Annotated in this window: 13 protein-coding genes; 12 read left to right on the top strand and 1 reads right to left on the bottom strand. The window is 73.9% G+C overall.

Annotated elements, in window-relative coordinates; genetic code table 11:
- From infB to MF605_RS07115, 7 genes are all read left to right on the top strand, one after another.
- Positions 1 to 2,319, top strand: a 2,319-nt coding sequence (infB, locus tag MF605_RS07145) for a translation initiation factor IF-2 (protein WP_277933419.1), incomplete at its 5' end; no start/stop codon positions are given.
- Positions 2,320 to 2,399: 80 nt separating this feature from the next.
- Complete coding sequence (gene rbfA / locus MF605_RS07140) at positions 2,400 to 2,852, top strand: 30S ribosome-binding factor RbfA (RefSeq protein WP_036314977.1); 453 nt, start codon at positions 2,400 to 2,402, stop codon at positions 2,850 to 2,852.
- Positions 2,853 to 2,865: 13 nt separating this feature from the next.
- Positions 2,866 to 3,831, top strand: a complete 966-nt coding sequence (gene truB, locus MF605_RS07135) for a tRNA pseudouridine(55) synthase TruB (protein WP_078026112.1) — start codon at positions 2,866 to 2,868, stop codon at positions 3,829 to 3,831.
- Entirely contained in the window at positions 3,828 to 4,196 is a 369-nt protein-coding gene (locus MF605_RS07130) for a hypothetical protein (RefSeq protein WP_002855305.1), read from the top strand. Before truB ends, MF605_RS07130 begins: the two co-directional genes overlap by 4 nt.
- 11 nt (positions 4,197 to 4,207) lie before the next feature.
- Positions 4,208 to 4,639 carry a hypothetical protein gene (locus MF605_RS07125; protein WP_036314984.1) on the top strand — a complete coding sequence of 144 codons (432 nt, stop codon included), beginning with the start codon at positions 4,208 to 4,210 and terminating at the stop codon, positions 4,637 to 4,639.
- On the top strand, positions 4,639 to 5,616 hold the full coding sequence (locus tag MF605_RS07120) for a bifunctional riboflavin kinase/FAD synthetase (RefSeq protein ID WP_036314988.1): 978 nt from the start codon (positions 4,639 to 4,641) through the stop codon (positions 5,614 to 5,616). The genes MF605_RS07125 and MF605_RS07120 overlap by 1 nt, the downstream gene beginning before the upstream one ends.
- Positions 5,613 to 6,455 carry a class I SAM-dependent methyltransferase gene (locus MF605_RS07115; protein ID WP_102708370.1) on the top strand — a complete coding sequence of 281 codons (843 nt, stop codon included), beginning with the start codon at positions 5,613 to 5,615 and terminating at the stop codon, positions 6,453 to 6,455. The genes MF605_RS07120 and MF605_RS07115 overlap by 4 nt, the downstream gene beginning before the upstream one ends.
- On the opposite strand, the gene MF605_RS07110 is transcribed toward MF605_RS07115, so the two are convergent.
- Positions 6,433 to 7,437, bottom strand: coding sequence for a CPBP family intramembrane glutamic endopeptidase (locus MF605_RS07110; protein WP_044658601.1), 1,005 nt, complete (start codon positions 7,435 to 7,437; stop codon positions 6,433 to 6,435). The two genes, MF605_RS07115 and MF605_RS07110, sit on opposite strands and share 23 nt — an antisense overlap.
- A gap of 131 nt (positions 7,438 to 7,568) precedes the next feature.
- Between MF605_RS07110 and rpsO the strand changes: the two genes are divergently transcribed.
- From rpsO to MF605_RS07085, 5 genes are all read left to right on the top strand, one after another.
- Entirely contained in the window at positions 7,569 to 7,838 is a 270-nt protein-coding gene (gene rpsO, locus MF605_RS07105) for a 30S ribosomal protein S15 (protein ID WP_017488396.1), read from the top strand.
- Positions 7,839 to 8,134: 296 nt separating this feature from the next.
- Complete coding sequence (locus tag MF605_RS07100) at positions 8,135 to 10,396, top strand: polyribonucleotide nucleotidyltransferase (RefSeq protein WP_134416526.1); 2,262 nt, start codon at positions 8,135 to 8,137, stop codon at positions 10,394 to 10,396.
- An 83-nt stretch (positions 10,397 to 10,479) separates the two neighbouring features.
- Positions 10,480 to 11,808 carry a M16 family metallopeptidase gene (locus MF605_RS07095; protein WP_036315003.1) on the top strand — a complete coding sequence of 443 codons (1,329 nt, stop codon included), beginning with the start codon at positions 10,480 to 10,482 and terminating at the stop codon, positions 11,806 to 11,808.
- A 43-nt stretch (positions 11,809 to 11,851) separates the two neighbouring features.
- Positions 11,852 to 12,643 carry a 4-hydroxy-tetrahydrodipicolinate reductase gene (gene dapB / locus MF605_RS07090; protein ID WP_041104246.1) on the top strand — a complete coding sequence of 264 codons (792 nt, stop codon included), beginning with the start codon at positions 11,852 to 11,854 and terminating at the stop codon, positions 12,641 to 12,643.
- Positions 12,636 to 13,154: a hypothetical protein gene (locus tag MF605_RS07085; RefSeq protein ID WP_041104248.1), complete on the top strand. Its 519-nt coding sequence runs from the start codon at positions 12,636 to 12,638 to the stop codon at positions 13,152 to 13,154. The genes dapB and MF605_RS07085 overlap by 8 nt, the downstream gene beginning before the upstream one ends.
- Positions 13,155 to 13,164 lie beyond the last annotated feature (10 nt).

Below are 13,164 nucleotides of genomic sequence, written 5' to 3'. Positions count from 1 at the left end.
GCGTCGGCGGCCAGGGTGGTGTTCGGGGTCACCCCCAGGCCGCGCCCGGGCGCCCGCCCGGGCGGCCGTGGCGGTGCGCCGCGCCCGGGCAACAACCCGTTCGCCCCCTCGCAGGGCATGCGCTCCGGTCGTGAGGACCGCGCGCCTCGTCCGGGCGGGCCCCGTCCGCAGGCCGGTGCCGGCGGCCCCCGTCCGGGCGGTCCGCGCCCGGCCGCGGGCGCCGGCGGTCCCCGCCCCGGTGGGCCGCGTCCGAACCCGGGCATGATGCCCAAGCAGATCACCCCGGCCCCGCAGCCGGCCCGCGGCCGTGGCCGTCCGGGCGGCGGCCCCGGCGGCGGTCCGGGTCGTCCCGGCGGCCCGGGCGGCCGTGGCGGTCGAGGCAACGCCCAGGGCGCCTTCGGGCGCGGCGGCGGCCCGCGCAAGGGACGCAAGTCGAAGCGCGCGAAGCGCCAGGAGTTCGAGCAGCAGCACACGCGGGAGATCGGCGGCGTCAAGGTCCCCAAGGGCGACGGCACCACCGTCCTGCGCCTGCGCCGCGGTGCGTCCCTGGCCGACTTCGCCGAGAAGATCCGCGCCGACGTCGCAGACCTGGTGAAGGTGCTCTTCACCCTCGGCGAGATGGCCTCGGCCAACCAGTCCCTCGACGAGGAGACCTTCCAGCTGCTCGGCGACGAGCTGGGCTACAAGGTCCAGATCGTGTCCCCGGAGGACGAGGACAAGGAGCTGCTGGAGGCCTTCGACATCGACCTCGAGGCCGAGGAGGCCAACGAGGACGAGGCCGACCTCGAGCCGCGCCCCGCGGTCGTCACCGTCATGGGTCACGTGGACCACGGCAAGACGCGTCTGCTGGACGCCATCCGCTCCTCGAACGTCATCGAGGGCGAGGCCGGCGGCATCACCCAGCACATCGGCGCCTATCAGGTGCCCGTGGAGCACGAGGGCGAGCAGCGTCGCCTCACCTTCATCGACACCCCGGGTCACGAGGCGTTCACCGCCATGCGTGCCCGCGGTGCGAAGGTCACCGACATCGCCGTGCTGGTGGTGGCGGCCGACGACGGCGTCATGCCGCAGACCGTCGAGGCGCTCAACCACGCCCAGTCGGCCGGCGTGCCGATCGTGGTGGCGGTCAACAAGATCGACAAGGACACCGCCGCCCCGGACAAGATCCGCGGTCAGCTCACCGAATACGGCCTCGTGCCCGAGGAGTACGGCGGCGACACGATGTTCGTGGACGTCTCCGCGCGCAGCAACATCAACATCGACAAGCTGCTCGAGGCGATCCTGCTCACCGCGGACGCCGCCCTCGAGCTCAGGGCGAACCCGCACAAGGCCGCCCGCGGCGTGGCCATCGAGGCCAACCTCGACAAGGGCCGCGGCGCCGTCGTCACCGTGCTGGTGCAGACCGGCACGCTGCGCGTGGGCGACACCATGGTGGTGGGCTCCGCCCACGGCCGTGTGCGCGCCATGTTCGACGAGAACGGCAACGCCGTGGAGGCGGCCGATCCGTCGCGTCCCGTCCAGGTGCTCGGCCTGTCCTCGGTGCCGCGCGCCGGCGACTCGTTCCTCGTCACCGACGACGAGCGCACCGCCCGCCAGATCGCGGAGAGGCGCGAGGCGGCGGACCGCAACGCCCAGCTGGCCAAGCGCCGCAAGCGCATCACCCTGGAGGACTTCGACCAGGCCGTGGCCGAGGGCAAGCTGGACACGCTCAACCTCATCATCAAGGGCGACGCGTCCGGTGCCGTCGAGGCGCTGGAGGACTCGCTGCTCAAGATCGAGGTCGGCGAGGACGAGGTGCAGCTGCGCGTCATCCACCGCGGCGTCGGCGCCATCACGCAGAACGACGTGAACCTGGCGACCGTGGACAACGCCATCATCATCGGCTTCAACGTGCGCCCCGCCGAGCGGGTCGCCGACCTGGCCGACCGCGAGGGCGTGGACATGCGCTTCTACAGCGTGATCTACGACGCGATCGACGACATCGAGAACGCGCTCAAGGGCATGCTGAAGCCGGAGTACGAGGAGGTCGAGCTCGGCTCGGCCGAGGTCCGCGAGGTGTTCCGCTCCTCCAAGTGGGGCAACATCGCCGGTTCGCTCGTGCGCTCGGGCCTCATCCGCCGCAACGCCCAGGCCCGCCTGGTGCGCGACGGCGTGGTGGTCTCCGAGCACCTCAAGATCGAGTCGCTGCGCCGCTTCAAGGACGACGCCACGGAGGTCCGCGAGGGCTACGAGTGCGGCATCGGCCTGGGCAGCTTCAACGACATCAAGGAGGGCGACGTGATCGAGACCTTCGAGATGCAGGAGAAGCCGCGCGTCTGACGGCCGGGGCGGGGGCCCGCACGGGCCCCCGCCCTCCGCGTCCCACCCTCTGAACCATCACCACCGGAAGGAACCGCACCATGGCCGATCCGGCACGCGCCGGCCGCCTGGCCCAGCGCATCAAGGTCCTCGTGGCCGAGGCGCTGCGCCGCGGCGTCAAGGACGATCGCGTGGAGCCCGTCACCGTGACGGAGGTCCGCGTGACCAACGACCTGCAGCACGCCACCGTCTACTACACCGTCCTGGGCGACGAGGCCACGGTGGCCGCCGCCCACGAGGGCATCCAGGACAACCGCGGCATCCTGCGCCGCGAGGTGGGCCGCGGGCTCACCATCCGCCTGGTGCCCACCCTCGAGTTCGTGGCGGACACCGTCCCCGAGGCGGCCGCACACCTGGAGGACGTCCTCCGCGCGGCCAAGGAGCGGGACGCCGAGCTGGCGAAGGCGCGCGAGGGCGCGTCGTACGCCGGTGACGCGGACCCGTACCGCACCGCGGAGCCGGACGCCGACGCCGACGACGCCCCGCGCGCCTGAGGCCCGCGGCACGGTGAGCGCACGCAGCACCGGGGGACAGGCCCCCGACGCGCCGGGAACGGAGGCGTCGGGGGTCGTCCTCGTGGACAAGCCGCAGGGGTGGACCTCGCACGACGTCGTCGGGCGGGTCCGCCGGCTGGCGGGCACCCGCAAGGTGGGCCACGCCGGCACCCTGGACCCCATGGCCACGGGCCTGCTCGTGGTCGGCGTCAACAAGGCCACGCGCCTGCTGACCGCCATCACGGGCACGGACAAGACGTACACGGCCACGATCCGGCTCGGGCAGTCGACCGTCACGGACGACGCGGAGGGCGAGGTCGTGCAGACCCGGCTGGCCAACGCCGTCACGCCCGAGCGCGTCGCCGAGCAGGTCGCCGCCCTCACGGGCGAGATCCTGCAGGCGCCCTCGGCCGTCTCCGCCGTCAAGGTGGCGGGCCGGCGCGCCTACGATCGCGTCCGCGCGGGAGAGGACGTCACCCTCGACGCCCGCCCCGTCACCGTGCACGAGTTCACGGTGCACGAGCTGCGCCGGCTCGACGGCGGCCGGCTGGTCGACCTCGACGTCACCGTGCGCTGCTCCTCCGGGACCTACATCCGGGCGCTCGCCCGCGACCTGGGCGAGGCCCTCGAGACCGGCGGTCACCTGACGGCGCTGCGCCGCACCGCCGTCGGCCCGTTCGACGTGGCCGACGCGCTCTCGCTCGAGGCCCTCGCGGAGCGGTTCGCGATGACCGAGCTCTCCGAGGCCGCCGCCGGGCTCTTCCCGGTGCGCGAGCTGACGGAGCACGAGGCCCACGAGCTCGCCTTCGGGCGGGTCGTGGCGCCCACCGGCACGGGTGAGACGCTCGTCGCCGGGCGCGCGCCGGACGGCCGCGTCATCGCCCTCGTCTCCGACGTGCGCCGCCGCGGCGCCGACGTCGCCAAGCCCCAGCTCGTGTTCGCCCCGGCCGAGGGGCCGGGACAGGGAAGGACCGCATGATCCTCGACGCCTGGTTCTGGACGGGACTGGTGATCGGTGCCGTCTCGTTCGTCGTCTGCGTGGTGATGACGGCGATCCGCCGCCACCCCGCGGACGCCTCGATCCTCTCGGTGGCCGCCGTCGAGCTGTTCACGCTCGTCTATGCGGCGGCCGCCGCCGTCCGCCAGCTCGGCGGGGACACCCTGAACGGCCCCGGCTGGGAGTTCTGGGGCTACATCCTCACCGCCCTGATCGTGCCGGTGATCGCCGTGGGCTGGGCCGTCACGGACAAGACCCGGTGGTCCAACCTCGTGCTGGCCGTGGTCGGGCCCACGATCGCCGTGATGCTGCATCGCATGCAGGTCATCTGGTTCGGGCAGTGGTGAGGAGGATGGACATGGCACCCAGCGACGGCGCCCCCGCGCGCAACCAGGGTCTCGGCCGGATCATCGTCATGGTCTACGCGGTGTTCGCCCTCTCCGCGAGCGCGCGCAGCCTCTTCCAGATCCTCACGCAGTTCGACGCCGCCCCCGTGGCGTACACGCTCTCCGCGGTCGCGGCGGTCGTGTACATCGTGGCGACGTTCGCGCTCGCCCGCTCCGGCGCGCGCGCCTGGGCCGTGGCGCTGGGCGCCGTGCTCGTGGAGCTGGCCGGCGTGGTGGGCGTGGGCCTGTGGACCGTCCTGGATCCGGGGATGTTCGCCCACGACACCGTGTGGTCCCGGTTCGGCGCGGGCTACGGCTATGTGCCGCTCGTGCTGCCGGTGGTCGGCCTGATCTGGCTGCTGACGCACCGCCCCGCCCGCCCGGCCGAGGCGGGGGCGCTCTGATGCGGGTCTGGAACAGCCTGGACGAGGTCCCCACGGACCTGCCGCGCACCGTGGTCACCCTGGGCAACTTCGACGGCGTGCACCGCGGCCACCGGGAGGTGCTGCGCCGGGTCGTCGAGCTGGCGCGGGCCCGCGACGCCCTGGCCGTGGCCGTGACCTTCACCCCGCACCCGCGCGCCGTGCACCAGCCCGAGGTGCCCCACGTGGACATCATCAGCCCCGAGCAGCGGGTCGTCCTCCTGGAGGAGGCGGGTCTGGACGCGGTGCTCCTGCAGCGGTACACCCTCGAGTTCGCGGACCAGTCCCCGGAGGAGTTCGTCCGCGGCATGCTCGTGCACGGGCTGCATGCCGCCGTCGTGGTCGTGGGGCACGACGTGCGCTTCGGCCGGGGCAACACCGGCGACGTCGCGGAGATGGTGCGCCTGGGGGCCCGCTACGGCTTCGAGGTCGAGGCCGTCGAGGAGTTCCCCGCCGAGCACGGGGCCGAGCCGGAGCGCCGTTGCTCCTCGACGTGGGTGCGCGAGGCCCTGGCCGCGGGCGACGTCGCTCAGGCCGCGGCCGTGCTCGGCCGGCACCACGTGCTCGCCGGCGAGGTGGTGCACGGGTTCGCGCGCGGCCGCGAGCTCGGCTTCCCCACGGCGAACCTCGAGACGGATGTGCAGGGCATGATCCCGGCCGACGGCGTCTACGCCGGTTGGGTGCACGACGCGCACGGCGGCGTGTGGCCGGCCGCGATCTCCATCGGCTCGAACCCCACGTTCGAGGACGTCTCCCGCGTGGTGGAGGCGCACGTGATCGACCGCCATGACGAGCGGGTGGAGGACTTCGACCTGTACGGCCAGCACATCGAGGTCGAGTTCGTGGCCCGGCTGCGCGGGATGGTCGCCTACGAGGGCGTCGAGAAGCTCGTGGCGCAGATCACGCAGGACGTGGACGAGGCCCGGGCGATCCTGGCCACGACCCCCTCCGACCGGTGAGCGCCCCGGAGCCGGGCGCTTCCCCCGCTGTGCCGAACCTGCCGGGGCGCCCGGCCCGGGCCCGTCGGGCCGGGCCCAACCCCTTCGAGACCGGCGGGGAGCACTACGACGCCGTCCGCCCCTCCTACCCCGCCGCCGTGGTGGACCGCGTCCTGGCGGGCATCGCCGACGGCGCGGAGGTGGTGGAGCTCGGGGCCGGGACGGGACTGTTCACCCGGCTGCTCGCGGCCCGCCCGGCGGACCGGGTGCGGACGGTGACGGCCCTCGAGCCGTCGGCGTCGATGCGCGCCGTCCTGGAACGCGAGGTCGCGGCCGGCACGGGCGGGCGGGTGCGCGCCGTGCCGGGCACGGGCGAGGCCACGGGCCTGCCGGCGGCGAGCGCCGACGCCGTGGTGGCGGCCCAGGCATGGCACTGGATGGACCCGGCCGCGGCGAGCGCGGAGGCCGCACGGGTGCTGCGCCCGGGTGGGCGCCTGGCCGCGGTGTGGAACCAGCTCGACACGGCGGTGCCGTGGGTGCACCGTCTCACCCGGATCATGCACGCCGGGGACGTGCACGCCGCCCGGCCGGAGCAGCGCCGGTTCGGCGCCCCGTTCGGGGCGGAGGAGCACGCGCGCTGGGCGTGGACGCAGCCCATGACCGCGGCGGGGCTGCACGGACTCATGGCCTCGCGCTCGTACTGGCTGCGCGCGGACGAGCGGATCCGGTCCCGGATGACGGCCAACCTCGACTGGTACCTGCACGAGCACCTGGGCCATGCGGCGGACGCGGTCCTGCAGGTGCCCTACGTGACGGTGGCCTGGTGGGCGGCGCCGGTCAGGGGCGGGCGCCCACGGTGACCGGGACCGTCCGGGCGATCCCGGCCCGCCGCGCCTGCCAGAGCAGCAGCGCCGTGGCCACCGCGACCACCGCCACCGAGAGCAGCGTGGCCGCCGGGGAGCCGGCGGTCTCCGCGCCCACGTAGCTGTCCTCGACGGTGCCCACGAGCGTGCCGACGGCGATGATCACCACGTTGTTGACCACGTGGAGGGCGACGGCGGCCTCGAGCCCGCCCGTGCGCCACGTGAGCAGGACGGCGGCGACGGCGAACGCGGCGAGGTCCAGCAGGATCCACGGGTCGAGCGAGCCGTGGGCGAGCGAGAAGGTCGCCGCCGAGAGCACCGCGGTGACCGCGGCGGCCACGACCGGCCGGCGGATCCACGTGCCGACGGCCAGCAGCAGCCACCCGCGGAACAGGTACTCCTCGCCCGCGGCCTGGAACGGGGTGAGCACGAACGCCATGACGAGCAGCCAGACCCAGTCCTGCGCGCGCGGGGCCGTGGGGGCGCCGTCGAGGGCCCACGCGCCCAGCACGTAGGCGAGGAACAGCGGCGTCAGCACGACGACGCAGCGCGCCAGCCAGCGCCAGCGCACGCGGCCCTCGACCGAGTGGACGAAGCGGGCGGCGACGGGGTGGCCCAGCGCCACGGCCAGCAGCGCGACCCCGATCAGCGCGGCGAGCAGGAGGTTGTTCAGCAGCACCATGGGCGCGGAGTACAGGTCGAGGTCGGTCACGTCCGTCGGGTCGGCCGCGCCGAGCAGCGCGGGCCCGGACGTGGCGATCAGGGCGAGAGCGCCCAGCACGCCCCCGAGCACGAGGAGGCCCACCAGGCCGGCCAGCACGAGGCCGAAGGACGCGAGCGGGTTCCACCATCGGGCCCGCGGCGTGCGCAGCAGCGCGGGGTAGCCGTGGCCGATCAGCGGCAGATCCAGGGGCGGCGCGGGCGGCCGGAGGGGGAACGACGACGGGGCCGGGGAGTGGGGGACCGGTGGGGTGCTCACCGGGCCAGGGTAGGCGATGCGGTAGACTCGACCCTCGGCCTCCCTGCAGTCCGCGGTGGGGTGGGCCCCGCGTCGTCCGCCCCGGCGGGGCGCGGCCCGTGTTCGCGGTACCGAAGTGAAGGAGGCCCACCATGGCCCTGGATCCCGCTGTCAAGCAGCAGATCATCAAGGAGTACGCCACCCACGAGGGCGACACCGGTTCCCCCGAGGTGCAGATCGCGGTCCTGTCCCGCCGCATCAAGGACCTGACCGAGCACCTCAAGGAGCACAAGCACGACCACCACACCCGTCGCGGCCTGATGGCCCTGGTCGGTCGCCGTCGTCGCATGCTCGGCTACCTGCAGAAGGTCGACATCGAGCGCTACCGCGCGCTGATCGAGCGCCTCGGCCTGCGCAAGTGACCTGAGGAGGCGGCGCCGGAGCCCGCGGGAGACCCGCGAGCGCCGGCGCCGCCTTTCGTCTGCCCCCGGACGCACGTAGTGTGTCCCGGGGGAGAGATCGCCGCAGCCTGCGGCACTCCGGCGCGCCATGGCGCGCATCCCCGCATCATCGACACACCCGACGGCTCCGCGCCCATCGCTCGCGGTCCTCGACAGTGGCTCCCGGACCCCGCCGCACGGCGGGATGCCGAGGGCCTCGATCGAAGACCAGGGGGACAGGGACGCCTGCGGCGCCGTCCACCTGAAAGGAGGCCCTCATGGAGGGTCCTGAGATCACCTTCGCCGAGGCCGTCATCGACAACGGCTCGTACGGCAAGCGCACCGTCCGCTTCGAGACCGGGCGCCTCGCCCAGCAGGCCGCCGGCGCCGCCATGGTCTACATCGACGAGGAGACGTCGATGCTGTCCGCCACCACCGTCGGCAAGTCGCCCCGCGAGGGCTTCGACTTCTTCCCGCTGACCGTGGACGTCGAGGAGCGCATGTACGCCGCGGGCCGCATCCCCGGCTCGTTCTTCCGCCGCGAGGGCCGCCCGTCCACGGACGCGATCCTCACCTGCCGCCTGATCGACCGCCCGCTGCGCCCGGCGTTCGTCAAGGGCATCCGCAACGAGGTCCAGGTCGTCGTGACCGTCACCTCGATCGCCCCGGACGAGATCTACGACACGGTGGCCATCAACGCCGCCTCCCTGTCCACGCAGCTGTCCGGCCTGCCGTTCTCCGGTCCCATCGGCGGCGTGCGCATGGCCCTCATGGACGACGGCTCCGGCACGCGCCAGTGGGTCGCGTTCCCGAAGCACTCCCAGCTCGAGGGCGCCGTGTTCAACATGGCCGTGGCCGGCCGTGTGGTGGGCGACGACGTCGCCATCATGATGGTCGAGGCCGAGGCGACCCCGGACTCCTGGACCCTGGTCAAGGAGCGCGGCGCGCAGGCGCCCACCGAGGAGATCGTGGCCGAGGGCCTCGAGGCCGCCAAGCCCTTCATCCGCGCCCTGTGCGAGGCCCAGGCCGACCTGGTCAAGCGCGCCGGCAAGGACCCGGTGGACGTTCCCGTGTTCCAGGACTACCAGGACGACGCCTACGCCGCCGTCGAGAAGCTCGCCACGGACCGCCTGACCGAGATCTTCTCCATCGGCGACAAGCAGGAGCGCGAGTCGGCCTCGGACGCCTACCTGCTCGAGGTGCTCGAGGAGCTCGCCGGCGAGGGCAAGGACTTCGCCGAGCGCAAGGGCGAGATCGCCGAGGCCTACGGCTCCCTCACCAAGCAGATCGTGCGCCGCCGCATCCTCACCGACCAGGTGCGCATCGACGGCCGCGGCCTGACGGACATCCGCAAGCTGACCGCGGAGGTGGAGGTCCTGCCCCGCGTGCACGGCTCCGCCATCTTCGAGCGCGGCGAGACCCAGATCATGGGCGTCACCACGCTGAACATGCTCAAGATGGAGCAGCAGATCGACTCGTTGGCGCCGGAGACGGCCAAGCGGTACATGCACCACTACAACTTCCCGCCGTACTCCACCGGCGAGACCGGCCGCGTGGGCTCCCCGAAGCGCCGCGAGATCGGCCACGGCGCCCTCGCCGAGCGCGCCCTCGTGCCCGTGCTGCCGGCCCGCGAGGAGTTCCCCTACGCGATCCGCCAGGTCTCCGAGGCCCTCGGCTCCAACGGCTCGACGTCGATGGGCTCCGTCTGCGCCTCCACCCTGTCCCTGCTGAACGCGGGCGTGCCGCTGCGTGCGCCCGTGGCCGGCATCGCCATGGGCCTGGTCTCCGCCGAGGTGGACGGCCAGACCCAGTACGCGGCCCTGACCGACATCCTCGGCGCCGAGGACGCGTTCGGCGACATGGACTTCAAGGTGGCCGGCACCGCGGAGTTCGTCACCGCGATCCAGCTGGACACCAAGCTGGACGGCATCCCGGCCTCCGTGCTGGCCGCCGCCCTGACGCAGGCCCGCGAGGCGCGCCTGCACATCCTGTCCGTGCTGAACGCCGCCATCGACGCCCCGGACGAGATGGCCCCCACCGCCCCGCGGATCATCTCCGTGCGCATCCCGGTGGACAAGATCGGCGCGGTCATCGGCCCCAAGGGCGCCATGATCAACCAGATCCAGGACGACACGGGCGCGGACATCACCATCGAGGACGACGGCACCGTGCTGATCGGCGCCACCGACGGCGCCTCGGCCGAGGCCGCGCGCTCCGCGGTGAACGCGATCGCCAACCCGCAGGTCCCCGAGGTCGGTGAGCGCTACCTCGGCACCGTGGTGAAGCTGACCACGTTCGGCGGGTTCGTCTCGCTCACCCCGGGCAAGGACGGCCTGTTGCACATCTCCGAGCTGCGCAAGCTCAACGAGGGCAAGCGCGTGGACGACGTCGAGGACGTGCTCGGCGTGGGCCAGAAGGTCCAGGTCGAGATCACCAAGATCGACGACCGCGGCAAGCTGTCCCTCTCCCCGGTGGTGGCGGAGTCCGACGCCCTGGCCGAGACCGCGGACGCGATCGAGTCCTCGCAGATCGAGGCCTGATCCGCCCCGCCCGGCCCGGTGACCACGACGGCGCCGCACCCTCCCCGCGAGTGGTGCGGCGCCGTCGTCGCGCATGGGCGAGAATGGCCGTCATGAGTGTTCACCGTGAGATCCCCCTGGACTTCGACGGCGTGCTGGCGGACGAGGGCAACGGTTCCGTGGTGCGCCGCTCCGTGCTGCCCGGCGGCGTCCGCGTGCTCACCGAGGCCATGCCGGACCAGCGCTCGGTGACCATCGGCTACTGGGTGGCCGTCGGGTCCCGTGACGAGTCGCCCGAGGGCTACGGCGCCACGCACTTCCTCGAGCACCTGCTCTTCAAGGGCACTCCCACGCGCACCGCGATGGACATCGCGGCCGCCTTCGACCGCGTGGGCGGGGAGTCCAACGCCGGCACGGCCAAGGAGTCCACCGTCTACCACGCCCGCGTGCTGGACGAGGACCTGCCGATGGCCGTGGAGGTCCTCACGGACATGCTCACCTCCTCCCTGATCGACCCGGACGAGCTCGAGACCGAGCGCGGCGTGATCCTCGAGGAGCTCGCCATGGACGCGGACGACCCCGTGGACGTGGCCCACGAGAAGCTCGCCGAGGTCATGCTGGACGGCCACCCCCTCGGCCGGCCGATCGGCGGCACGCCCGAGACGATCCGGGCCGTCACCCGCGACCATGTGGTGGGGCACTACACGCACTGGTACCGCCCGGACGAGCTCGTCGTCACCGCCGCCGGCCACCTCGACCACGACGAGGTCTGCCGCCTCGTCCTCGCCGCCCTGCGCGCCTCGGGCTGGGAGCTCACCCAGGGGGCCCTGCCCGCCCCGCGTCGTGCCGTGGACACCGCCGGGGCCGCGGCCTCGCGGGTGCGGACCGGCACGCACACCGTCACCAAGGCGGTCGAGCAGGCCAACGTCCTCGTCGGCGGCCGCTCGCTGTCCACCACGGACCCGGACCGCTTCGCCCTGGGCGTCATGCAGTCCGTCCTGGGCGGGGGCATGTCCTCGCGGCTGTTCCAGGAGATCCGCGAGCGCCGCGGCCTGGCCTACAACACCTACTCGTTCTCCGCCGGGTACTCCGACGCCGGCTACTGGGGCCTGTACGCGGGCTGCCAGCCGGACCGGGTGGACGAGGTGGCCGCGCTGATGGAGGCCGAGCTGGACCGGATGGCCGAGGCCGACGTCACCGGGGAGGAGCTCGCGCGCGCCCACGGGCAGATCTGCGGCGGCACCGTGCTGGGCATGGAGTCCACGGGCGCCCGCATGTCCCGGCTGGGACGGGCCGAGCTGGTCACGGGGGAGTACGTGGACCTGGCGGCCTCCCTCGCCCGGGTCCGCGAGGTCGACGCCGGCCAGGTCCGGGCCGTGGCCGCGCGCCTGGCCGCGGGGGACCGGGCGCGCGTCGTCGTCGCCCCGGCCTGACCTCGGCCACGGCCGCCGGGGCGGGCCGCGTAGGCTGGAGGCCATGACCGAGACCCGCACCCCCTCCGCCGTGTCCGCTCCCGACGACGTCCCGCGCGTCGCGATCCTGGGCGCCCGTGGCCGCATGGGCCGCCACGCGGTGCCCGCGGTGCGAGCGGCCGAGGGGCTGGAGCTCGTGGCCGAGCTCGGCTCGCAGGACCGCCTGGACGCGGTGCTCGACGCCGGCGCCACGCACGTCCTGGACCTCACGGTGCCGGACGCCTCGCCCGAGAACGTGGCCTTCGCCGTGGAGCATGGGCTGCACACGGTCGTCGGCACGTCGGGCTGGGTGCCCGAGCGCCGCGAGCGCCTCGAGGCGCAGCTGACTGAGCACCCGGGGGTGGGCGTGCTGATCGCCCCGAACTTCTCGGTCGGCTCGGTGCTGGCCTCGGCGTTCGCCGCGCAGGCGGCGCGGTACTTCGAGTCCGTCGAGCTCGTCGAGCTGCACCATCCGGACAAGGTGGACGCCCCGTCGGGCACGGCCGTGCGGACCGCCGAGCTCATCGGCGCGGCCCGGGACGCGGCCGGCGTGCCCGTCTCCCCGGACGCCACCGAGCACGACCCGGACGGCGCGCGCGGCGCCGTCGTCCACGGCGTGCACGTGCACGCGGTGCGCCTGCGTGGCCTGGAGGCGCACCAGGAGGTGCTGCTGGGCGGGCCGGGCGAGCAGCTCGTGGTCCGGCACGACGCATTCGACCGCGGCGCCTACATGCCCGGCGTCGTCCTCGGCCTGCGGACCGTGGCCTCCCGCCCGGGTCTGACCTACGGACTGGACGGATACCTGGACCTTGGCTGAGCCCTCCCGCACCCCCGACGACGGCGCCGTGGGCCCGACCGCGCACGCCGCCCGTGCCCGCCGCTCGACCGTGATGAGCAAGGTGTGGGTCGGCTTCGTCTGCCTGCTCGTGCTGCTGTTCGCCGGGTTCGCCCTCAACGCGTCCGTCGCGCTGGTGCGCGCCCCGCAGCCGCTGGCCAAGGCGATCGGCGTGGGCGTCATCCTCGTGGTGCTGGTGACCGTGGCCGTCCTGGCCCGCGAAGTGTGGTTCGGCCGCCAGACCGAACGCCTGGCCGACCAGCTCGAGGCCGAGGGCGGACTGCCGGAGGACGACCTGCCGCGCTCGCCGGGCGGCCGGATCGACCGGGAGGCCGCCGACGCCCAGTTCGAGCTGTACCGCGTGGAGGCCGAGGCCGCACCGCGCGACTGGCGCGCCCGCTACCGCCTCGCCCTGGCCTACGACGCCTCGGGCGACCGCCGCCGCGCCCGCGAGGCGGCCCGGGAGGCCGTCCGCCTGCACCGCGCCGGCTGACGCGGCCCAC

Origin of the sequence: Micrococcus luteus, assembly GCF_022664405.1 — a bacterium.
Taxonomy (GTDB): Bacteria; Actinomycetota; Actinomycetes; order Actinomycetales; family Micrococcaceae; genus Micrococcus; species Micrococcus luteus.
This window is presented reverse-complemented; position numbering and strand designations above follow the sequence as displayed.